This is a genomic window from Clostridium sp. CM039 (assembly GCF_055081075.1).
In genome coordinates, this window is record NZ_CM143649.1 from 2,056,532 (window position 1) to 2,081,644 (window position 25,113).

The following is a 25,113-nucleotide window of genomic DNA, read 5'->3' on the forward strand; positions in this document are numbered from 1 at the left end:
TTATAGTCTTTTAAATTCACAACAAATGCATAACACGTCATTATTAATATCCGCTATTATGACTGCATTCATTTTCTCTACTAATGTTTTTACAATAGAAAGTCCAAGTCCTGTTCCTTTTTCTGAGCGGGTTTTGTCTGCCATGTAAAATCTGTCAAAAATCTTTTCTACATCTTCCACAGATAAATTTATAACTGTGTTTGTTATTTTTAATAATACCACATTTGAGTTGGTTTCTAAATAAATCGATACATTATTTCTTGCGTATTTAATAGCATTACTTAACAGATTTTCAATTATTCGCTCTAAAGATTTTTTTTCTGCTATTATATAAATGTTTTGATTTGGTATTTGTATATTGGGCTTCAAATTTCTACTTGTAAAATCACTATACTTGCCAAGTAATATTTCTTGCAATATATTAGTGATATTTATTTTTTCAAGATTCAATTCAAAATCTTGGGATTCAACTAAAGATAGTTCATAAAAATCATTTAATAAGCTTTCAAGAGATTTAGTCCTCTGCTCCGATATGTTTAAATATTCCACTCTTTCTTCATCACTTATATTATCTAGTTTTAAAAATTGAATATATCCTTTTATTGATGTTAATGGCGTTCTAAGGTCGTGTGACATATTTGCAATGTTTTGTTTTAGCTCATTCTGAAATTTAATTTTGCTTGCTTCGCATTGTTTTCTCATATTTGTAGTGTCATTTATAACTTTAGTTAATGCTTCAATTTCTGGGTTTATAAGACTTATAGTTAATTTTTTATCTATATTTTTTTCATTAATATCTATAAGTTGATTTGTTATACTTATTACTTGCTTTTTCATATAAAATAGGCGAACGAACAAAACTACTGATGCAACTAATAGTCCTACAACTATAAATATCACTTTATCTTCCACCTTTGCTATATATATTTTTTTCTAAAATCACTTAATCTCTGCTTTGTTAAAAAAATACACACTTAATAATGTTGAAACTACTATTGTTGTTATAGCGACTCCTATTATTTTAAATCCCTGTGAAAATTCTACATAATGCGTGTCCAAAAACAATGATTGACCAAATATAGTTCTAGTGTAAATTTCACCACTAAGGTATTTTTGAAAAACTAAACCTCTGCAAGTTCTATTAACTGTATCTATTAAAATAAAGGCTACCACTGTAATTATGCCATTTCTACATATAAATGATATTAAAACTGCAATACTTCCTATGCCAATATATATAAGAACCATAAGAAATGATACTTTAAGTATAAATGCAAGTGAAATCAAAGTAAATACCTCACCATATCCATTCATAATAGTGTTTATTGTAGTAATTAAAATTGGAGATGTTAAGCTAATAATTGCAATGCCAAAATAATAACTTATACTTTTTGCTATAATAATATTGCTTCTTTTATGTCCATAAGCAATTAAATTTTTTATACATCCTGAGTTAAAATCATCGCCTATATAACATGCTGCGAACGCGCCTATTAACATGTATAAAGCTATAAATTCTTGTGCCCCAAACACCTGTAATAGCACCTGTTTCCCAGTCATTTCCTTACTAAATAATATAGGACACAAAATTGATTGGAGTACCATTAACACTAATATCAACTTGAATGTTTTTGATGTTTTCAACTTGTAAAATTCAACTTTTAATAAATTAAGCATCTAATTCGCCCCCTATTACTTTAGTAAAGTAATCTTCTAAGTCATCTCCCATAGGCATAATTTCTTCTACTGAAATTCCTTCCCCTGAAAGGACCTTCGACACTTTACCTGCATTATCTACATAATCATATAATTTAATTATATTATTAGGTAAAACCTCAAGATTCCTTGTTTGTAACTTTGTATTTAACACAACTGATGCTTTAGCAGCATCGTCTACTTTAATGTGAATAAATTTTTTACATTTTTCCTCTAATTCACTATCACTAATTTGTTCTATGAGTTTACCATTATGAATTATTCCATAGCAATTTACCAGTTGATGAAGTTCTGCTAATATGTGACTAGATATTAACATTGTAACTCCATTTTCAGTGTTTAGCTTTTTTAATAACTCCCTTATCTGCATTATTGCAATAGGATCTAATCCGTTAATAGGCTCATCTAGTATTAAAAATTCTGGTTCACTAAGAAGTGCCATTGCTATGCCTAATTTTTGTTTCATACCTTTAGAAAAATTTCTCACCTTTTTATTCTTTAAATCTATTAATCCTACATCATTTAAAACTTTTTCTATACACTCTTTTCCTGGTATACCCTTTTGAATCCTTTCAATTTCTAAATTTTCATAAGTAGTCTTATTAACATAAATCCCTGGTGTTTCTATTAAACACCCCATACGCTTTCGATTAGCTTCAACAGTCATTTCATCATTTTCACCAAATAACTCCACACTTCCACTGTCCTTTACGCAAAGGCCAGCTATAACCCTCATTAATGTGGTTTTCCCCGCTCCATTTAATCCTATAAGTCCATATATCTGCCCCTTATTAATAGTCATGTCTACTGTATCTAATGCCTTTATTCCTTTATATATCTTTGAGATTGCTGTAGTTTTTACTATTACATTATTCATAATCAGCTCCACCCTTTCTTTAGATATTTTTTTTATTAATTATAATGCAGGTTGCTATAAGAAATATAGTGTTTACCTACAAGGCCTATAATTTCTCCTTCATTTATAGATAAACCTACTTTATCAAGAACCTTTTGCCTTCCATAAACTTTACTAATATTACTTACCCTTAAAACTTCACTCACTTTAACTCCCCCAAATTTTTTATTTCTTATATATTTATCTTAATACTCAATGCATAAGAGAAATTAAAGAACTCCTTAAGAAAACCTTAAGAATAAAAAAATAACTAGCGTATTTACTAGTTATTTTTTATGATATTTTATATCCCATACCCCATATTGTTTCTATATATTGTTCATTAGGGTTTGCCTTATGTAATTTACTTCTTAAATTACTCATATGAACATTAATTGTATTGTCATCTCCTAAATACTCACTTTCCCAAACACTTTCAAACAAATTAGCTTTACTAAATACTTTTTTAGTGTGAGACAGAAACAACTCAAGTATTGTAAATTCTCTAGCTGTTAATATTAACTCCTGGTTATTTACAATAACTTCTTTAGTTTCTTTGTTTAGAACTATATCTTTATATGTTAAATTCCGCTCACAATTATCACTATTATTAAAATCCATATATCTTCTAATATTTGCTTCAACCCTAGCTGAAACCTCCCCTATATCAAAAGGCTTTGTAATATAATCATCTGCTCCTAGCTTTAGCATATCTATTTTATCTTGTTTATCTATTTTCGCTGAAATCACAATTACTGGCATTTGCTTAATTTCCCTTATACCCTTTAATACTTCGTCTCCATTCATTCCAGGCAACATTAAATCAAGTAGTACCAATTGAAAATCATTGTTTTCAATATACATCATAGCCTCTGTACCTGAATAAGCTTGTCTTACGTTATAATTATCTTTTTGCAAAAGTCTAGCTAACATACTATTTATATAATCATCATCTTCTATCACTAATATATTAATATCCTTATTCATACTCCACCCCCAATCTGCAACCTTTATACCACCTATTTCATTATGTATTTATTGTTTTTTAAGGGCATCCGGAAGGTTACCCTTATACTATATCATGATTTATACTTTTTTATTTTAAATATTACCATTAAATCTTCTACGGAGCTGCAACAGCTTCGCAGAAGGTGCATTGACGACTTCAAAAGGAGATTTATACTCCGACTGAAGTTTTCTATTTGTTAGGGTAAGTAACTCCTACTTATAGTAGGTACTCTTGCTTATAGAAGTGGGAGACTTTCCTTCTGAAATGTCATTAAAAATTATGTACTTACACTCTCTTATTTTTATCATAATTAACATTTGCAGTTACCTTCATCTCTTAATATATTGAATATTTGATATATTTATGTTGACAAATTCACTTAAAAATATTAGTATATGAGTATAAAGATTATGTACGGGTTACAAAATAATATATGTAGAGGGAGTAACTTCCTGTTTTTTTTAGCAGGTTCAAAGTCGTCACCACGGATTAAATCCCGGCTTTGATAACTTCTAAAGTTTAGTAAGACTCTACAATTGATATAACTATCAATTGTAGAGTCTTTTTGTTTTGCCCTGTTATTATAATCAATAGTTTTATATCTATTTTTATTAGCTATTTTTCATTTAATAGTAATAAAACAGAGATAGTGCTTACACTATCCTACTTTGAGAAGGGGGCCAATAATGAAAATATTTTATAATCAAACATCAAAAGAAGTGATGAGCACTCTGGGGGTTAATGACAAAGGATTAGATGACCTTGCAATAAAAAACAGGCGGGAAGAACAGGGCTTTAATGAATTAACTGAAACTGCTAGAAAAAGTCACATACAGGTGTTTTTAGATCAGTTCAAGGACTTTTTAGTATTAATACTTATAGGCGCTGCAATAATATCAGCCTTTCTTTCAAAGTTTGAGAGTACCCTTGTTATAATTGTAGTTGTTGTTATAAATGCGATTCTTGGAACTCTTCAGCACATTAAAGCAGAACAATCTTTAAAAAGCCTTCAGGCTCTTTCTTCTCCCACAGCCAAGGTTCTAAGAAATGGTCAAAAGCTAGAAATCCCCTCAAAGGAATTGCTGGTTGGAGATATCTTATATTTAGATGCAGGAGACTATGTAAGTGCTGATGGAAGAATAATTGAAAACTACAGTCTTCAGGTAAATGAAAGTTCTTTAACAGGTGAGTCAGAAAGCGTTTTAAAAACAACAAATATAATAAATGAGGATAATGTATCAATTGGTGATAAAAAAAATATGGTGTTTTCCGGAAGTTTTATAACCTATGGAAGAGCTGTTGTTTTAGTTACATCTATTGGAATGAAAACAGAACTAGGTAAAATAGCTAACCTTTTAGAAACTGCAAAGGAAAAGAGGACTCCATTACAAGTTAATTTGGATAACTTTGGTAAAAAACTTGCCTTTGTTATACTTGCAATATCAACTCTTATTTTCGCTCTCAATATATTTAGAGACTATGCAATTATTGACTCCTTCATGTTTGCTGTATCTCTTGCTGTTGCTGCAATACCTGAAGCCTTAAGCTCAATAGTAACAATAGTTCTTGCCATTGGAACCCAAAAAATGTCTCATGAAAATGCTGTTGTAAGAAAGCTTCATGCAGTTGAAAGCTTGGGAAGCATTTCAGTGATATTCTCAGATAAAACTGGGACGCTAACACAGAATAAAATGACTGTACAAAAGGTATATGTTGATGAAAAAGTATTGTCTCATGATGAACTTGACCATGATAATCTTTTGGAAAAGAATCTTGTACTAATGGCGCTATTATGTAATGATGCTGTAACTATTAAAGACAAAGAGATTGGTGATCCCACTGAAGTTGCACTTGTAAACCTAGGTGAATTATACGATTTGGATGAGCTAGATATCAGAAAAGACTATCCAAGAGCTTTCGAGGTACCCTTTGATTCCGATAGAAAACTAATGAGTACAGCAAATAAACTTAAAGACAAAACCTTTATGATAACCAAGGGTGCACTTGATGTACTTTTATTAAGGACAATAACTATTGTTACATCAAGTGGAGTTAAAACCCTCACTGATGATGATAAAACGGAAATTGAAAGGGTAAATAGGGAATTTTCTGAAAGTGGACTCAGAGTTTTAGCTTTTGCTTATAAAGAAATAGAAAATGGAAAAACAATTGATACATGCGATGAAAATGACTTGACATTTGTAGGTCTAATTTCCATGATGGATCCTCCAAGAGCGGAATCTAAAGTCGCAGTTGCAGAATGTATCAAGGCTGGCATTAAGCCAGTAATGATAACTGGAGATCATAAAATAACCGCTTCTGCCATAGCTAAACAAATAGGTATATTAAATAATGGATCTGTTGCTATAGAAGGCTATGAAATTGATTCCTTGAATGATGAAGAGCTTAAATCTAAGGTAGAAAATATTTCTGTATATGCAAGAGTATCCCCTGAACATAAGATAAGAATAGTAAGAGCATGGCAAGAAAGAGGAAATGTAGTGGCAATGACCGGTGATGGTGTAAATGATGCCCCTGCTTTAAAACAAGCAGACATTGGTATAGCTATGGGAATAACGGGTACTGAGGTTGCTAAAGATGCTGCTTCTATAGTACTTATGGATGATAACTTTTCAACCATTGTAAAGGCAATTTCCAATGGCAGAAGTATATATTCAAACATAAAAAATTCAATCAAATTTTTATTATCTGGAAATTCTGCCGCTGTAATCTCGGTGCTTTATACTTCACTTGCATCGCTTCCAATGCCTTTTGCACCAGTGCACCTTTTGTTTATCAATTTGGTTACAGATAGCCTTCCAGCTATTGCAATAGGACTTGAGCCTCATAATAAAAATATAATGGATGAAAAACCTAGAAATATAAACTCACCTATATTAAATAAATCCTTTTCAATAGAAGTACTACTTGAAGGGTTACTAATTGCACTATGTACAATGACAGCGTTCCATATAGGATTATCCACCGGTGATACTGTGGTTGCAAGCACAATGGCCTTTGCAACACTGTGTTTATCAAGACTGCTCCATGGATTTAACTCTAGGTCACAAGAATCAATATTTAGAATAGGAGTTTTCTCAAATAAATATTTATGGATTGCCACTATATTAGGTTATTTACTTTTAGAATTTGTTTTAAGCTTTAAGCCATTTATGGGAGTTTTCGAAGTAGCTACTTTAACAATAACCCAACGTGCTATGATATATGGACTCTCCCTTATGCCTCTAATTCTTATTCAAATATATAAACTATTATTTGTAAGAGCTCATACGTAATATACTAAACTATACAAGGGACGGTTAATAACTTCTAGTAAAGTTATTAACCGTCCCTTGTATTTATAATTTATTATATCAGAATTTTCTATGCGGTGCTTTCTCTTAAGAAAGCACCGTTTTGCTTTCCATTTCCTTATCTTCTAAGAGCTGATTTGTATATAGTTTATAGTAATAACCTTTTCTTTTTAGTAGTTCTCTGTGATTTCCTGACTCCGTAATCTTTCCATTCCTTATAACAAGAATTCTATCTGCAGATACTATGGTAGAAAGTCTATGGGCAACCACAAAACTAGTTCTACCATTTAAAACTTTTTCTATGGCATTTTGTATCATTCTTTCTGTTTCCGTATCTATAGATGATGTAGCTTCATCAAGAACAAATAGTGCTGGATCTGCTACAATGGCTCTAGCAAAGGAAATAAGTTGTTTCTCTCCTGTGGATAGATTCCCTCCCCCTTCACCAACCTGCGTATCATAGCCTTTTTCTAGTTTACTTATAAACCCATGAGCATTTACAAGCTTTGATGCATTTTCAATTTCATCGAAGGTTGCATTAAGCTTTCCATATATAATGTTATCTCTAATATTTCCACTAAATAAATGTGGGCTTTGAAGTACATAGCCTACATTAGATTGAAGCCACAATAGTGATCTTTCTCTATAATCTTTTCCATCAATTAATATTTCTCCACTACTTGGTTCATAAAATCTACAAAGTAGGTTTACTAAGGTGCTTTTACCAGAACCTGTTTCTCCAACTAACGCTATAGTTTCACCTTTTTTCACTTTTAGGTTAAAGTTTTGAAACACCTTTTCTCCATTTTTATAGGAAAAGCACACATCTTTAAATTCAATATCTCCATGTATTTCTTCCCAGTTTTCTTGTTTTGCATTAAATAAATCTCCGTATTTTTCAATTACATCATTTTTATCCCATATATCTGGCTCAGTTTCTATTAAAGCTATAATTCTCTCTGCAGATGCTTGAGCATTCTGAAGTTCTGCAATGGTTCCAGCTAGCTGACTTACAGGGTCGAAGAACTGCACAGTATAAGCAATAAACATTACAAAAGTACCATAAGATAGCGATTGTGATATAACCCTATCCCCTCCTAGCCATAAAGCAAAACCTGCTCCTACGCTACCCATAGATATAACAATTGGAAGAAAGAGAGCAGAGAACATAGCTGCCTTAACTGAAGAATTTCTCATATTGCCTGCATCTTGTTTAAATTCGTTTAAGTTTTCTTCTTCACGAACAAGAGTTTTAGTAGTTTTAGCTCCAGATACCTCTTCACTAAAATCCGCAGTTAAATGTGAATTTAATTTTCTAACCTTTCTATATGATTTTAATATTTTTTTTTGAAAAAATATCCCTATTAAAAATAAGAATGGCACCACACTCATGCTTATAAGAGTTAGCTTTACGTTATTATAAAGCATTACTCCTATAAACCCAGTCATCATAACTATTGCCCACACCATATCAATTAATCCCCAGGATATTATTTCACTAAGCCTTGTTACATCTGAGGTCATCCTTGCCATAAGCCATCCCACTGATGAGTTATCATAATATGAAACAGATAGCTGTTGAAGCCTTTTAAACCCAAGCTTTCTTATATGATAAGCCAAGTGCGTTTCAATTTTACCTGCATGCATTATAAATAATCTTACATTTAACGCTTGAAAAACAATTATGCAAAAGTAAACCAATGCAAATATTGTAAGCCCGTCTATAGTTTTCTTTGCTATAAAATTATCAATAGCATACCTTGTAAGTAGTGGCATTACTACATCTACGCCTGCCACACCTACCATTAGGAAAGCCAAAAATATAAGTCCATTTTTGAATTCTGTAAGATATTTAAAGAGCTTTCTCCATATACCTATATCTATTTTTTTAATAGCTTTATTTTCATCTATCCTATCCATAATATCACCTGCCTTTTACTCATTAAGCACCTGCTTTTCATCCTTTATGGAATCTAACGATGTCTGTATATCCCATATTCTTTTATAGATACCATCCTTTTTAATGAGTATGTCATGGGTTCCTATGTCCTCAATCTTTCCATGATTTATTACAATAATTTTATCCGCAGCCATAACTGTAGAAATTCTGTGTGAGATTATGAAGGTAGTATTACTTTCACTTTTCTTTTTAAGTTTTTGCCTTATAACTCTATCAGTTTCAGTATCCACCGCACTTAGTGAATCATCAAATATCAACATAGGCATATTGTTTATAAGTGTCCTTGCTATGGCGACCCTTTGCCTTTGTCCTCCTGACAAGGTAACACCCTTTTCTCCTACAATAGTGTCATACCCCTTTTCAAAAGAAGATATAACATTATGCACATCAGCTACTGTAGCCGCATCATGAATTTCTATATCTTCAGAGTCTATCTTTGCCATTTTGATATTTTCCTTTATAGTTCTTGAATAGAGAAAAGGCTCCTGAAGCACTATTCCAACATTACTTCTCATATGCTTTCTTCCAATATCCTTAAGCTCTACTCCATCAACCTTTATAGACCCACTATTGTAGTCATAAAGTCTTAATAATAGATGCACTAGCGATGACTTACCTGAACCTGTTGGTCCAACAATAGCCACTGTTTCGCCTTTCTTTACTGTGAAAGTTATATCGCTTAAAATTTTATTATCTTTCTCGTATTCAAAGTTTACATTTTCAAAGCTTATATCACCTTTAATTTGTGGCTTAAGTGCTTTTCCATATTCTTGTTCTACGTGCTCTTCAAGAACATTCGTTATTCGCTTAAGCGAAACTGACATTTTGCCCATATCTGAAAGAATTCTACCCAGCTGCCTTACTGGCCATAATAACATTCCTTCATATGTGTTAAATACCACCAAACTGCCCAAACTTATTTCTCCATTAACTGCAAAATATATGCCCGATACTAAAACCAAACCAATTTGAGTCATACAAAGTATATCTGATGTAGACCAATAAATTGAATGTAGCTTTACTAATTTGAAATTTAAATCTCTATATTTCATATTCTCTTTTTCATATTTTTCAATCTCAAACTTTTGCCTTCCAAAAGCTTTAACCACGCGTGCTCCACTTATATTTTCTTGAAGCACTGAGGTTAGTACCCCCTCTTGTGCATCTGAGTGCTCAAAAGTATCCTTTATTTTATAAAAGAACACATATGAAAATACAAATATAATTGGTACTATTACCATGGCAATAATCGTCATTTTTTTATTAAGTGATAACATCATTAAAATTGCGAATGTTACTATAAAAAACGCTCTTCCTATTTCCACCATTTGCGTCGCAAAGAATTTTCTAACGGTATCTACATCTGACGTACATCTTTGAATAAGATCACCTGTTTCTGCTTTTACATGATATCCATATGGCAAATTCTGAATATGATCATACAGCTTAACTCTCATATTTCTTGCAATATTTTCAGCAGCGCGAGCAGAAAGATTCCCTCTTAGGAATAAGAAAACCCCTCTTATACATGTTAATATTACAAGCCCCAAAGCACATATCCATAGATTTCTCGAAAGCATACCTGTGCCACCTAATAGCATAACCAATTTTTGCATAGGTAATGGAACGTCCATTGGTTTATTTCCTATTATTGAATCTATTGTTACTTTTATAACCATAGGCTCCAGCATTGCTATGAAAGTAGCTACTGCTATAGAAATTATTGCTGTAATATATAATAATCTATTTCCTTTAGTTAACTTTAAAAGTTTTTTCATATAATTTGTCTCCTTGTAGCTGGGCCTATTTGATACTGGTTATTAATCACTTTTCATGTATATACTTTCTAGTCTCCTCTTCAGCGCTAGTATACGCTGTCCCCATTTTGCACCTAAACTCATCTGTGCTTGTGCAAAAGTCTGGAATACCCAATGTTTTTATAACTCCATGCTTAACTTCGGGTGTTATATAAGAAAATGTCATGTTTAATACATCATCATCTATTTTATTAAAATTTTCAAATTCTCTTTTTAAATCTTCAATAGTTTTTCTTGACCTACGGTGTATTTTTGCTTTTCGTTTAACCTTTTCACCTTCATTTCCACTTCTTAAAGTTCTCAAAGCTTGTAAAAATTCATCTTTATCCATGCCTCTCAGTTTTAAAATTACAAAGGGATCCTTATCAAACTCAACCCCAAGCATATAATGAACTGCAGCGATATGTTTGCATGGGTTTGCAACGTCTGAGCAGGAACACTGAGTTACTAAATGTATTTGTTTTTTGGGAAAAAGAGAAACTCCGGCTTCTTTAAAAGCTTCCTCTATATTTTCAGGCATTTCTCCATTTAAAAGTTTAGCGCAAAATATAGCTTTTTGCGACATAATCTTCATGATTTTCCCCCACTGCTGCTCCGAAAAACTATCAAGCTCCATATTCACTTTATAAGGTGTTAATCTGCTTCCCTGAACTTCTGCCTCAATTCTCCCCTTTGAAACCTCTATGCTCAGTACATTTCCACCTCTTGCATATTCTCGTCCACTGTCAACTCTAGAACTTATAGTAAAGCTCGAAATTGCGTTATTCCATTTTTTAGACCACCAATTGCTACCAAATTCATTTCTTATTCTTCCAGCCACAGGTTTCCACCTCCTTGCCAATGTCTATGTTTAGGTAACAATTATTAATTATCACCTTCGATGTTATCTATCAATTGTAATCTTTGTTGTCCTGCTCTAATGTAAAGAGTTCGTGAAGCTCCTCATTGCTCATCTCTGATATCCAGTTTTCATTTGTTGAAACTACACTTTCAGCAAGTGCCTGCTTCTTTTCTAGCATAACATCAATTTTTTCCTCTAAGGTTCCCATACATATGAATTTATGAACATGGACATTCTTAAGTTGCCCTATTCTAAATGCCCTATCCGTTGCTTGATTTTCTACAGCAGGATTCCACCATCTATCAAAATGAAATACCTGATTGGCTTTTGTTAGGTTTAACCCAAGTCCACCAGCCTTTAAAGATAATATAAATACCATAGGCTCATTACCATCTTCTTGAAAAACATTAATTAGCTCTTCTCTTTTCTTTCTGCTGGTTCCTCCATGTAAAAATAGTGTTCTTACCCCTAGTTTTTTCTCAATTTCTGATTTTAAAATATGTCCCATTTCCGCAAACTGCGTAAATACAAGCGACCTATCCCCTTCTTCTATAACAACTTCCAGCATTTCTAGAAGCCTTTCAAGTTTTCCAGAGCGTCCTTCAATGTCGCCATCGTCCTTTAAAAATTGCACAGGGTGATTACAAATTTGCTTGAACTTTGTTAATGAAGAAATAATAAGTCCCCTACGCTGAATACCTTCTGATTCATCAATTTTATTTATGCAATCATTTACCACAGCTTGATATAAAGTAGCCTGTTCCTTTGTTAAAGCTGTATATTCCTTAGTCTCTATTTTTTCTGGCAAATCTTTGATAATATTTGTGTCAGTTTTAAGTCTTCGTAGCACAAATGGAGCAATTATTTTTTTTAGTTTATTACTTTTTTTAGAATCTCCATCCCGCTCTATAGGAACTGCAAATTCACTCCTAAATGTTGACCAATTATATAGATATCCTTTATTTAAAAAGTCCATAATAGACCACAAATCTGAAAGTCTATTTTCAACCGGCGTTCCTGTTAATGCAACTTTATATTCCGCTTTAAGTTTTTTTATATATTGAGTTTGTTTGGACGCGCTATTCTTAATATTTTGAGCTTCATCCAATATAATCCCTGCCCATTCTTCTTTTTGGAATAACTCCTTATCCCTTACCATTAGCGCATAAGTTGTAATAACAACCTCATTTTTATGTATTTCCTCGCTAAAAGTTTCATAACTCCACCTACTATTTCCGTGATGAATTGCTGATTTAAGATTAGGTGCAAACTTTTCAATTTCTTTTTCCCAATTTCCCACAACAGACGTAGGACATATTATTAAAGTAGGTTTATCCGTTAACCCCTTTTCTCTCTCATAAAGCATAAGACATATACTTTGTACAGTTTTTCCAAGCCCCATATCATCAGCAAGGCATGCCCCTATACCATGATTTCGCAAAAAAGTTAACCAGTAAAACCCTCTTTTCTGGTATTCACGAAGGGTACCTCTAAATCCTAATGGAATATCAACTTCTTCTATATTATTCAAATTAAACAATTTCTCAAAAAAATGCCCCACAGCTTCTTGATTATCTATATTATCAACAGTAACTCCTGGAATTATCTCCTCATCACTTAAGTTGAGTCTTAATAATTCTCCGACAGGAATCTTCCCATTTAACCCTTTATTCATTTTCATCTTGGAAAGTGTTTTAATTTGATGTATATCAACCTGTACCCACTGACCCCTTAATTGAATAAATGGTATTTTCAAATTTGAAATTTTTTCAAATTCCTTCTCACTTATCTCTTCTCCATTTAATGCCAATTTCCAGTCGTATTCAAGAATAGTATCCATATTGAATGTACTCTTTACTGCTAAATTAGTATTTGTAATGTGCTTTTTATCCTTTAGCTTAACAGAGATCCTTGAAGGTTTTTTCCACCAGGCTGGTGCAATAATACCAAATCCTTTTTCTTTCAAGAAATAAGCTGATTCTCTTAAAAATGAATAGGCTTCCTCCATAGATAGCTTGCACTCTATGGGTACTGCATCATAAAGACTCCTTTCAATAGGAATAAATACTTTTGAGGCAACTGCTAAATCCTCTAGAAGCCTTTCTTGGGGATTATTAAATTTTTTATTTAAATAGGTTATTGTATCCACAGATTCTTCAAAAATCATTTTTGCTGGTAGCACAAGGCTAAGATCATCCTTTGCTTGAAGCAAATATTCAATTGTCCACTCCTCTTCTCTTGTAGGTGGAATAACTTTGAAACATGTACGGAATTTAAAATTATTATTTTTAATTTTTATAGGTTCTATCCATTTCTTATACTCATTTAGCATTTTAACCTGATCACTTGTGTCTATCGGTATCTCAGGCAATTCTGAAAAAAGAGAATGCATCCAAGTACTACTTAAATTATTAAAATCATACTCTAAGTAATCATTATCTTTGTTTATTTCGTTACAACTACTTCTTACCATACTGTCAATCATAGAATCCATAAAATTACTTACCAGTTTATTACTATTTGTGTATATGAATTGCTGATCATCTAAATGAAAATATGCCTTACACTCTGTAGGCATATTACTACATAAAACCTTCTTTTTATCAATATACTCAGGATCGCTTGTGTGCCATCTCCACTGAGAATTCACTTTTTTCTTTGCTCTATCGATGGTTAAAGAGGGTAAATACTTATGCTTTATAATTAGCTCAGCAGTAAACTTTGCCACTGTAATCCAAAACTTTATTTCCCCTGATAACTCTATCTGCTTCGTACAGTCTCTTTCTATATTCAAAATCAAATTAAATGAATCTAAATTACTAAAAGTAATACCCCTAATTTCTCTTTTTAGAAGTTCCTTTTTTATTGCATCATATTTATATTTCCCATGTTTTATATCTATTGCTGAATTATTTGTTTTGCTACGCAATTCTACAACTGAAGCCATTTTTTCATATAGTGGAAGTGCATTTTTAGGCTTTCTACCTCGTCTTGTGCACTTAGTTTCTCCACTCTCGCCCCACAATATAAATGTATGCATACCTTCTGTAGTTTCTATCCATCCGCCATTTAATATCAATTTTACTTCACCCTCTAAATAATGCTGTTAACATTTTACTATATACTATATAGTTTACCATATTTTACTGGAAAATTTCACTTTTATATTCTATTTTACTATTTTTAAATTTAACTTGTTACTTAAAGCTTTATTTTAACATTTAAAAGTAAAGCTATGGACATTTTGCTTGAAATATAAATATAAATATTTATTTTAAAATGCTATGTTTATACCTATTTGAAAGTGAGGAAAAATATGAATAATAATATACTATTAGAATCTGGAACTGGTGAACTTGAAATACTAGAATTCATCATAAATAATAAACACTATGCAATTAATTCACTAGTTATAGAAATATTATTTTAGACAATAAAATAATATTATTACTGGTTTTAAAAAAAATAGTTACTAATATTAGCCCTCATTATACTATAATTATAACCGATATTAAAATAACTCAGATGGATATTTATCCTATATACTTGTAAAAGCTGTGAAAGTCAAGTTCACAGCTTTTACGATTATATTACTACATCTACTATTTCATCTCCATAATCATTCAAACTTTCTTCAAAACATTCAATAGTTCCTCTGTATATTGATCTATTAAAATAGTCATTATTATATAAATCAAAATTATCAACAGAATATCCTATAAGATTTTGTACAATATATACAAGTTGTTTACCATATAAATCCATACAACCCTTTGGGTTAACTCCCGGCCAAGCATTACAGCTTACTACTGTTCTTCGATTAAGTGATTTCAAACACTTTGGTATAGTACTATACTCGTCATCAGCAGGGTAAATAACAATTTTATCTAGTGTTCCATGTGGTACACCTTCTATTGCCTTTACTTGAATAGGAAAAACATCTGATAAATAAGGATCTGATGTTAAATCTAAAATTATAGAATGCTCCTTTAAATATCCTAATAATTCATTACTGACAATATACTCTGTTGCATCATCCCTAGTAGTTGCATCTACTAAAATATCCGTATTTTTTAGAATTTCAATCATATGCTTTTTATCATCAGTTATATTTCTAGGTAGCATCTTAACAAGTACACCTTTAGTTTTTTCCTTAAGTATATCTTCATTTGCTTTGTTATTCCCATATTTACCTGCCAGTCTTGCTGCGGTTAAACCAACCCGTCCCATTCCCATTATACTCACAATTATAGGTTTTCTTTCTTCAATGCAAGTATTTTTATAGTTTTTTGCCAGTTCAGTAAATGCTGCATTAATTCCATTTCCTGAAGTTCCCTCATAATCTACAACAATTCTTTCTGAAAAATCATTTCTAATAGAATCCATAGAAACAGCAAATATGCCTTTTTCTTTAAGCTTTTCTACTCTGGTAGCTCTAGTTGGATAATGGAGCATACTTAATAAAATACTTCCTTCTTTCATATAATCAATTTGCTCAAACTCTGGAGATCTTAAAACTACAACTATATCTTTTTCATAAGATTCTTTATTAGATACAAATTGTATTGTGCTATTCTTATTTAAATAATCTTCCTTTGTATAACCTAAGGCCGAACCATATCCTTCTTCAAGAAATATTTTCACTTTTTCCTTTTGAAGTATATCAAAAAATGTTGGCAAAAAATCTCTTTTCTCATTTATTTCTTTATGCATTCTTGGAAAACCTATAGTTTTCAATATTATCATCCTCCTTGTCTTTCTCTTCTTTTGTTTAATTCATTTTTTTGAAAAATTGCACAACCAAAATAGTTGTTATTTTAAAATAAAATAACACCTTTATCCTTCTTAGTTTTATTTTTTTGTTTTTGAAAAATAGATGTACTAATAATTGAATTATATTTTGAAAGGCTTTAAAATTTCAAAGTATTAATTTTAAAATTGTATTATGAAGCAGTGTGAGACTGAGTGTTACTAACTTTTTGACAAGTAACAATCTGCATTGTATAATTAAGTTGTTACTTACTGTAATTTGATTATACAATGCAAATTGCAAGTTTGCAATGTTTATTAGGAGGTTGTGTTAATTTATGAAGTATTTTTTAGATAAGTATATTAAATATCCAAATTTCGATTTTGTTTTAACTATAGATTGTGAAGGATACAATTTCGATAAAAATTTAAAAAGCAATGTAATGAATTTAGAGAGGCTTTTAAAATTAAATTCCGAGAACAATATATATACACTTTTATTCATAACTCCGTTTTTTGCCGAAATGATGAATGAGCTAAATCTAATAGAAAAGATAAAAAATAATTATAAAGTTATATTTGGCCTTCATATTCATCCAAATAATTTGCCAGAACATATAGAAAAGCTTTGTCCATTTATAAAAAGCGATGAAGATTTAATATCCTACTACCCTTATGATCAGCAAAAGATTATAATAAAGCATTGTTACGAATATATTTCAAAAATAGGAATTGAGCCTATTGAGGCTTTTCGTGGAGGATATTTTTCAATAGATGATAATACATCAAAAATATTATCAGAGTTAACTAATATAAAATATGAATCTCACAATATTTATAGACCTCAGTATAAAGTAACAAAAAATATATTAACTTCTTTACCTGTCTACGCACAAAATGAGAATGAAGAGTTAAGACTCGAATACTTTAACATTGAAAAACTTTCAGAAATATTAAAAAAAGGAATCAAGGAAAATAAAACACTGTTTGGAGTAACTCATAGTTACTTATTAGATCCAAATGATTTTCATTATAAGCGTGATAACATAGAACCAAATATTCATGAAAGAATGAAGATTTTAATAGATATTATAAATAAACAAAAATAAACAAGCTATTAGTTGTAAAATATATATTTTACAACTAATAGCTTGTTTATTTTTCAAACATTCCCTTAACCAAAACCTTATTTTCATGAATCATTGTTATACCCTTTGCTACTACAGTATTGATATTTAAATCATCTTCATTAACTACAACAATATCTGCATCAAAGCCAACCTTTAAGTATCCTTTTGTTTTCAGTTTTAAGTGTTCTGCAGGATTTGATGTTATTACACTAATTGCATTTTCTATACTAACATTCTCATTAATTATAGCATCTCTTACCTCTTTATATAGCGAATCACATCCCCCAATCTTAAGACCAATACATTCGCCTTTATCATCGAAGTCTGGAAGGCTTCCTTGTCCATCTGAAGTAAATGTTATATTCTTAATATTAACACATCCCTCAAGCATAATTCTAAGACCAGTGCTGCATTTCAGTTCTCCTTCTTCTAGAAATTTTTTTGTAGTACTTGTCGTTAAATCAACATACCCACCATTTTTTGCATATTCTAAACCTTTTTTAAATAAGGATGGATTCCTATTTATATGTGTTGGAATAATTTGAGTTAGCGGTATATCCGTTTCTTCAGCTAACCTATCCAGATAGTTAAGTTCATCCTTACCATCACCCATATGAACATTTATGATTCCTGCTTTTCCAGATAACATCCCAGCTACTCTTGCATCTCCTACTAATTGTGAGAACTGTTCAAATGTTGGATTGCTTGATCGATGGTCTGACAGGGCTACTTCTCCAACACCTATAATTTTATCAATTAAAATAATATCTTCTTGCACATTTCCAGTTATAGATTTAATCGGTATCTTATACGATCCTGTATATATGAATGTTGATACTCCTTCTTCTTCAAGGGCTCTTGCCTTTGCAAGTAAAGACTTCACATCTCTTGATATACCATCAGTCCCTAAACACCCAATTACTGTAGTTACCCCTGCAGTTGTTAAATCAGATAAATTTATTTCTGGAGTTCGGGTTTTAAATCCACCCTCTCCTCCTCCTCCTAAAATATGGACATGCGAATCAATAAATCCTGGGAATAATAATTTTCCATATGCTTCTATGACTTTAATTTCTAACCCACTATTTTCTATATTAATACTATCCTCTATAAGCTCTATTTTATCACCACATATTAAAACATCTTTCTTTCCCATATACTGTGGCGAGTATACTTTTCCTCCCTTAATTAACGTTAACATGCTAATTCTCCTTTCATTATAAGTATTTTAGTAACCTATTGCTACAGCCGTAAACATTACAATTGAAGATGTAACAAATAATACACCTTGAAATTTCATTTGGAATTTTGCCCATTTACCCCAGTCTAATTTTGCAACACCTAATACAGCCATTAGACATCCTGAAGTTGGAACAATTAGGTTTGAAAATCCATCACCTAATTGGAACGCCAATACTGCAACTTGTTTGCTTACACCTACCATATCTGCAAGTGGTGCCATGAGTGGCATTGTTATAGCCGCTTGACCTGATCCAGAAACAACAAAGAAGTTAAATATCGCTTGGAATATATACATAAACCATGCATTTAATCCTGAAGAAAGCCCACTAAGTGTAATAGCCATACCATTAAGCATAGTATTTAGAACAGAGTTAGTTACAGGAGACGAATCTCCAAGCACTAAAATAATACCCTGTGCCATACCTACTACTAATGCAGCTCCAACTAAGTCTTTTGCTCCTTCTTTGAATGAAATTGAAATATCGTTTACACTCATATTGTTAAGCTTAAATATTACAGCAATAATACCTGAAACAAGTCCCATGGTAAAAAATACTGTTGCAATTTCCGGAATATAGTACCCGTATTTAGTAACCCCATATACAACCCATACCATTCCGAGTACTATGGTAACAAGCACTAACTTATGTCCAAATGTAAAATCAATATCCTTAAGCTCCTTTTTTTTGAAATCCGTTCTATAAAAGCCGTCTGATTCATATGCAACTGATAATAATGGATTCTTTCTTATCTTTTTAGCATAAAACCAAATATATGCGATGCCTAATGTAGTGAAGAATACCCATAAAACTATCCTAAATCCTGCACCAGATAAAATAGGTATACCTGCGATACCTTGTGCAATGGCCACATTAAATGGATTCATCCATGATGTAGCAAACCCTATTTGAGTTGCACCATAAGTAATCATAATACCAACTATTGCATCATATCCCATGGCTATTACTAATGGAATAATAATCATAGCAAATGGAATTGCTTCCTCCGACATACCAAATACAGCACCTCCCAATGAAAACAATAAGAAGATTAATGGTATAAGTATAACCTCTTTCCCTTTGGTTTTACTTATCATTGAAAGAATACCTTCCTCAACAGCGCCAGTTTTTAATATAATTCCAAATGAACCACCGACTACTAAAATAAATGCTATAACACCTACTGCACTTCCCCACTTGTCTCCTTTTACAAGACCCTCAAATATATAATTAAGGAAGCCCATCTCTCCACCACTTGCAAATAGTTTAACTCCTTTTTTTTCTCCCGTCGAAAAAAATTTACCAAATTCCTGTACTATCTTAAAAGATACCTTATCATCTTTTTTTACTTCTAAAGCCTTAGCCTTGCCCTTATTTATTTCACCTACTGGTTCGTCTTTGCCTTCTTCAATTAATAAAGTTTTTTCACCTGAAGAGTCAATAATATAATTTTGGTTATGTACCTGAAAAGAAGCTTTTTGCCCATCTGCAACTTCAACAATTTTTTTGCCATTAGCATCATAAGCTTTATAATTAATCTCAAATCTGCCTACAGGCATGATATAAGTTAATAGTGCCGCTAATAAGACAACAAAGAATACGATTACATAAGTGTCCGGCATTTTAAAATCACAGTTTTTCTTTTTATTTTGCACCATTATGATTCCCCCTTTAATTCATATGTTTTATATAGTAGCAATTTATATGCCAATTTATATTTTTGTTAAATTGAGTTAATTGCATATATACGTTAGTCATAGCCTCAATTATTTTTATAAACTAAAAATGAATGGTGACCACATAGCATCCAATTATGCTTAATGGTCACCATTCATTATAATATATCTTTAAATTATCATATTAAATTTTATTTTATTTTTGTAATACTACTTTTTCACCTAACTCTGTAAGGCATGTACCTTTTTTCCCTTTACCTTTTACAATTAAGCCCTTTCTTTCTAACCTTTCTAATCTAGTTCTAACCATTGATTCGCTCATATTAAAGTTATTTTTTTTACTTTCTTCTGAAATAATCTTTCTTCCTACAATTATTCTTTCATTACTCAATTTATGTACCTGCATTAGTATATACTTAAGTTCCTTATCTAAATAATCAATAGTTAAACATGAACTTTCATTAATTTTAGTATCATAATTTTGAAAGAAACTTATATCTGGCAGTTCATTTAATGTTATAGTATCACTATCTCTTATAGCAAGCATATAGTTTATTGTATTTCTAAGTTCGCGTACATTCCCGTACCAATCATAGTTTTTTAATATTTCAATTACATCACATTCAATTTTAATCTCTTGTCTACTTTCCATATTTAGGAAACACTTCACCAGCGGTTCTATATCCTCTTTACGCTCACGTAGAGGAGGAATTTTAAGGTATCCTATTTTTAATCTGTAATATAAATCCTTTCTAAATTGGCCTTCTTCTATCATTTTAAACAGATTTCTATTAGTGGCTACTATTATATTAACGTCTACAGGTATTATGCCATTACCGCCTATCCTCATAACTTCTTTCTCTTGAAGCACTCTAAGTAATCTTATTTGAACTTTTAATGAAATATCTCCTATCTCATCCAAAAAAATAGTCCCTCCATTTGCTTGCTCAAATAACCCGGGTTTTCCACCCTTTTTTGCACCTGTAAATGCTCCATCTTCATACCCAAATAATTCACTTTCAATAAGCTCATCAGGTAATGAGCTACAATTTACGGCGAGAAACGGTTCTTTGCTACGTCTTGAGCTTTTATGTAGAGCACTAGCAAAAAGTTCTTTTCCCGTACCATTCTCTCCTTCAATTAATATAGTTAAATCTGTCTTTGCTAATTTTCTTGCTATGTTTTTTGTTTTTTGCATATTTGAATTATCACTTATAATATCATCAAAGGAATATTTAGCAACCAATCCTTTTGTTATAAGATTTTTTTCCTTGTTATCATTTGTTGTATCATAGTACTTCTTAAATACTGCTACTGTATAATCATTATCTTCAATTTGAAATTTATTAACCGATAAATCTATCCCCTCTAAATTAAACCCTTTTTCACCAAACTCTGTATTATCCATAAGGTATTCTAAAAGTTTTTTATTATACACCACATTTTTGAGTCTTTTACCTACTAATTTATTATTATTTATTTTTAAACTGCATTTTAGTTCTTCATTTAATACATTTATTATTCCATTTTTATCATATACAATTAACCCTTGATGAAGTCCATCAATAACATAATTAAGATGTGAATTCATCTTGATTATTTTATTATTATATTTACCTAATTTTTCTGCAATGTTTATTATTTTGAAAAGATAATTTTGAGAAAATACAAATGATTTTTTTTCTAATAGATCTAACTTAACTAAAATTTTTATTATAGTAGTAGGATCCATTATTCTTGGTCCTATATCATAATTTTTTTCTATAAAACTAGGGATCTTATCTGTCTCCCCTGGAGTTATAGCGATTTTTATTCTTTCATTAATTTCTAAGATTCCTGGATAATATGGTTCGCATTTAATGTGGTCAATACCCAATTCCTTAAATATTTCTATCATTTCATATGTACTTTCTTTTAAATCATTCACAAAGAGCACTTCAGTATTTTCTGGTATTAAGAATATTTCATCAATATGGTCATAATTTATAGTTCTCTTTGCAATAATAATATCACATTTAGTATTTAACAAATTCTTATCAATTAACTCCCGCTTAACAATTTCACCTGAAAGAATTACCAAATCATTTTCTATTATGTCATGAATTTTGTTATTTTCTGTGGCATAGCTTTTTACATATTTGATATCTATGTATTCTTCAAGTTGCTTTAACAAAGCTATTTTTGTAGATTCTGAACCTGCGACTAAACTTATACCTCTAATCATATGTATTCCCCCAATATGTATTAAATAATATATATCATATTATACACTACTTTATAAACAATCTAGTATTGCATAATATAAAGCTTAAATATCAATTAAAAAAAATCGAAATCTAAGCTTATATTACAGTTATTTTGTTTTTTGATAATATTATTTAACTAATTTATTTGCATATTACTTTTTAATAGGAAAATAATTTTCAGGAGTTTGATCATTAATAACTTTAAATTCGTATCCATTATCTTTATAGAATTTTATTACCCTAGGTAGTGCCTTACATGTGTTTTTATGCATATAATCACAATGCATAAGCAATATTATAGGATGCTTTATACCAGTATTTTTTGTAGCTTCTGTATACAACTTATCAGCGGAAAATTTAGCGTTGATTCCATCAGACATGGTAGCATTCCAATCATATACTCTAAAATTATAGCTATGAAGTTGTTCTAAAAAAGCCTTAGTTAAATGTTTACTACTACCAGACGGAAATCTTATTATTGTTGGATTAGTTCCTATAAGTTCATTAATTTCTTTCTGAGTTTGTAACATTTCAGATATAAACCCTTTTCTACTGGGATATATATTCTTATATTCATGCGTATAGGAATGCAGACCTATATTATGCCCTTCATTATATATTCTCTTTACTACAGCTTCTTGACCTTTAATTTGATTTCCTATAAGAAAAAAAGTAGCCTTTACATTATTCTCTTTAAGTATATCCAAAACTTTATCTGTCATAACACTAGGCCCATCATCAAAGGTTAAATATATAACTTTTTCATCTTTTTTATTTGCTATAGAATATCCTGATGCTCTTTGGCTACCTAATAAACAAGAATTAACAGATAAATAAAATATCCCAAGGAATAAAACTATAAATCTAATTAAACATTTCTTTTTCACATTATTCCCTCCTTAAATTTAATAAAACATATATTGTTCATTAAATTTATTTTACCCTAAGTAATCTATATAATAAGTGGAATTTACTGTATTGTCCTAAAGAAATTGTGTTATCTTAACTTATTGTATACATAACATATAATAAATTAGGTATACTAATTACTATAATTAAATTCCATATGTATAGCAATCATAATACATGTTTTATATTATCCTTGTAGACCTTTTCGGTAATTTACTAAATTTGTATTTAAAGAGGCAAAACATGAGCAATGCATCAATTCCCCATTGCACCGCAGTTATCCACCATACCGCTGTAATTGGGTATTTTAAAATATAAATAATATAAAATGTTAATGGTAATCTAATAATCCAACTTGTAAAACAACAAATAAAAAATGGGCTTTTAACGTCTCCTAACCCCTTTAATGCACCAGCAAAGACTACCGATATACCTATAAATGGTTGCTCTACTGCTCCGATGGCAAGACATTTCCCTGCTAAATAAGCAACCCTCTTTTCATTTTCATTCACAAAAAACTTTACCAGAATGTTGGACATAAATAAGAATATTATTGCAAATATGCTCATCATAAATACAGCATAAAAAACACAATTATACGCAGTTATTTTTGCTTTTTTATAATCTTTTTTCCCTATATTAAGTCCTACTAAAGTAATAACTGCGATTCCAAATCCAGTACTGGGCATAACTGAAATTCCTTCTATCATATTAGCTATTTCATCCGCTGCATAGGAAACGCTTCCAGAATGAATTATAATGGCAACACATATCAATTTGCTAATGCTAAAAACTGTTTCTTCCAATGAACAAGGAATGGCGAGTGCTAATATTTTTTTGACATCACTAAAAGTAATACTGAAAATAAAAAAGGGTTTAAACCTAATCTTAGACTTAAAAACAGTATAGTAAAGGGAAAAAATAAAACCACCTAAATAAGCAATTATAGAAGCTATAGCCAACCCTTCTATCCCCCTTGCTTTAAATGCGATACCAAAAATTAATAAGTAATTAAAAATCATTTTAAAAGAAATTACAATTAAGGAGCATATGAATGGTATAAAAGTGTTTCCGTATCCTATTAAAATAGAATTTAAAAGCCTCATGTTCATACAAAAAAACATAGCTATAGAGTTAACTTTTATAAATGAATATCCTATTTCTAAAATTCTATTTCTAGCTCCAAGTATATAAAGAAGCTCTTTTCCAAAATTAAAAATAAAAATTGTAATAATTAAACAAAATATAACACCTAAAATTAATCCTATTGCTGCGAATTTTTCAGCGGTTTTATACTGCTTTGCACCTACCAGTCTAGAAACTAGTGAAACAATACTTATACAAAAACCTCCTGAAACAAATATTCCTATGAATGCATTTGTTAAATTATTACTTAATCCCACAGCACTTACTGCTACATTCCCGCCATATTTGCCAATCATCATCAAATCAAAAATGGACATTAATGTATATACTGTTATCTCCGCAACTACAGGTAAAGAAATATTAAGGACTTCATTTGTTGTATCCCTATATGCCATACATAATCTACCTCACAAAAATTAATTGCCATTATAAAGTATATTAGCTAACTCAGTTTTGATGAATAA

General features: G+C 30.8%; 17 protein-coding genes and 1 pseudogene. 3 read left to right on the forward strand and 15 right to left on the reverse strand.

Annotated features, from left to right (window positions below; all coding sequences use genetic code 11):
- From ACWJJ2_RS09715 to ACWJJ2_RS09735, 5 genes are all read right to left on the reverse strand, one after another.
- Complete coding sequence (locus tag ACWJJ2_RS09715; protein WP_462953176.1) at positions 1-900, reverse strand: sensor histidine kinase; 900 nt, start codon at positions 898-900, stop codon at positions 1-3.
- A gap of 39 nt (positions 901-939) precedes the next feature.
- Positions 940-1,677: an ABC transporter permease gene (locus tag ACWJJ2_RS09720; protein ID WP_462953177.1), complete on the reverse strand. Its 738-nt coding sequence runs from the start codon at positions 1,675-1,677 to the stop codon at positions 940-942.
- Positions 1,670-2,593: an ATP-binding cassette domain-containing protein gene (locus ACWJJ2_RS09725; RefSeq protein ID WP_462953178.1), complete on the reverse strand. Its 924-nt coding sequence runs from the start codon at positions 2,591-2,593 to the stop codon at positions 1,670-1,672. Before ACWJJ2_RS09725 ends, ACWJJ2_RS09720 begins: the two co-directional genes overlap by 8 nt.
- Positions 2,594-2,628: 35 nt before the next feature.
- The gene (locus tag ACWJJ2_RS09730) at positions 2,629-2,778 is read right to left on the reverse strand and encodes a hypothetical protein (RefSeq protein ID WP_462953179.1); all 150 of its coding nucleotides are present in this window, start codon (positions 2,776-2,778) and stop codon (positions 2,629-2,631) included.
- 127 nt (positions 2,779-2,905) lie between these two features.
- Positions 2,906-3,598 carry a response regulator transcription factor gene (locus tag ACWJJ2_RS09735; RefSeq protein WP_216302717.1) on the reverse strand — a complete coding sequence of 231 codons (693 nt, stop codon included), beginning with the start codon at positions 3,596-3,598 and terminating at the stop codon, positions 2,906-2,908.
- A gap of 708 nt (positions 3,599-4,306) precedes the next feature.
- On the opposite strand from ACWJJ2_RS09735, the gene ACWJJ2_RS09740 reads away from it, so the two are divergent.
- Positions 4,307-6,916 carry a cation-translocating P-type ATPase gene (locus ACWJJ2_RS09740; RefSeq protein ID WP_462953180.1) on the forward strand — a complete coding sequence of 870 codons (2,610 nt, stop codon included), beginning with the start codon at positions 4,307-4,309 and terminating at the stop codon, positions 6,914-6,916.
- 105 nt (positions 6,917-7,021) lie between these two features.
- On the opposite strand, the gene ACWJJ2_RS09745 is transcribed toward ACWJJ2_RS09740, so the two are convergent.
- The 4 genes from ACWJJ2_RS09745 to ACWJJ2_RS09760 form a co-directional block, all read right to left on the reverse strand.
- The gene (locus tag ACWJJ2_RS09745; protein WP_462953181.1) at positions 7,022-8,854 is read right to left on the reverse strand and encodes an ABC transporter ATP-binding protein; all 1,833 of its coding nucleotides are present in this window, start codon (positions 8,852-8,854) and stop codon (positions 7,022-7,024) included.
- Positions 8,855-8,869: 15 nt separating this feature from the next.
- Entirely contained in the window at positions 8,870-10,672 is a 1,803-nt protein-coding gene (locus tag ACWJJ2_RS09750) for an ABC transporter ATP-binding protein (protein WP_462953182.1), read from the reverse strand.
- A 46-nt stretch (positions 10,673-10,718) separates the two neighbouring features.
- Complete coding sequence (locus ACWJJ2_RS09755; RefSeq protein ID WP_216302713.1) at positions 10,719-11,531, reverse strand: SWIM zinc finger family protein; 813 nt, start codon at positions 11,529-11,531, stop codon at positions 10,719-10,721.
- A gap of 70 nt (positions 11,532-11,601) precedes the next feature.
- Complete coding sequence (locus ACWJJ2_RS09760) at positions 11,602-14,631, reverse strand: DEAD/DEAH box helicase (RefSeq protein WP_220286452.1); 3,030 nt, start codon at positions 14,629-14,631, stop codon at positions 11,602-11,604.
- 237 nt (positions 14,632-14,868) lie between these two features.
- Here ACWJJ2_RS09760 and ACWJJ2_RS09765 point away from each other — a divergent pair.
- Positions 14,869-14,970, forward strand: a pseudogene (locus ACWJJ2_RS09765) (chemotaxis protein CheV); the annotation flags it as partial.
- Positions 14,971-15,137: 167 nt separating this feature from the next.
- Here the strand turns inward: ACWJJ2_RS09765 and ACWJJ2_RS09770 are convergent.
- A complete protein-coding gene (locus ACWJJ2_RS09770; RefSeq protein ID WP_220319914.1) occupies positions 15,138-16,289 on the reverse strand; it encodes a Rossmann-fold NAD(P)-binding domain-containing protein in 1,152 nt (383 codons plus the stop codon).
- 350 nt (positions 16,290-16,639) lie between these two features.
- Between ACWJJ2_RS09770 and ACWJJ2_RS09775 the strand changes: the two genes are divergently transcribed.
- Complete coding sequence (locus ACWJJ2_RS09775) at positions 16,640-17,410, forward strand: polysaccharide deacetylase family protein (protein WP_220286454.1); 771 nt, start codon at positions 16,640-16,642, stop codon at positions 17,408-17,410.
- A gap of 46 nt (positions 17,411-17,456) precedes the next feature.
- On the opposite strand, the gene iadA is transcribed toward ACWJJ2_RS09775, so the two are convergent.
- From iadA to ACWJJ2_RS09800, 5 genes are all read right to left on the reverse strand, one after another.
- Positions 17,457-18,632, reverse strand: coding sequence for a beta-aspartyl-peptidase (gene iadA / locus ACWJJ2_RS09780; protein ID WP_216302709.1), 1,176 nt, complete (start codon positions 18,630-18,632; stop codon positions 17,457-17,459).
- Positions 18,633-18,659: 27 nt separating this feature from the next.
- Positions 18,660-20,330 (reverse strand): putative basic amino acid antiporter YfcC, encoded by a 1,671-nt coding sequence (gene yfcC, locus ACWJJ2_RS09785; protein ID WP_258280750.1) that lies wholly within the window; start codon positions 20,328-20,330, stop codon positions 18,660-18,662.
- A 214-nt stretch (positions 20,331-20,544) separates the two neighbouring features.
- Positions 20,545-22,572 (reverse strand): sigma 54-interacting transcriptional regulator, encoded by a 2,028-nt coding sequence (locus tag ACWJJ2_RS09790; RefSeq protein WP_462953183.1) that lies wholly within the window; start codon positions 22,570-22,572, stop codon positions 20,545-20,547.
- 174 nt (positions 22,573-22,746) lie between these two features.
- Positions 22,747-23,481: a polysaccharide deacetylase family protein gene (locus ACWJJ2_RS09795; RefSeq protein ID WP_462953184.1), complete on the reverse strand. Its 735-nt coding sequence runs from the start codon at positions 23,479-23,481 to the stop codon at positions 22,747-22,749.
- Between the two features lie 204 nt (positions 23,482-23,685).
- Positions 23,686-25,044, reverse strand: a complete 1,359-nt coding sequence (locus ACWJJ2_RS09800) for an MATE family efflux transporter (protein WP_462953185.1) — start codon at positions 25,042-25,044, stop codon at positions 23,686-23,688.
- Positions 25,045-25,113 lie beyond the last annotated feature (69 nt).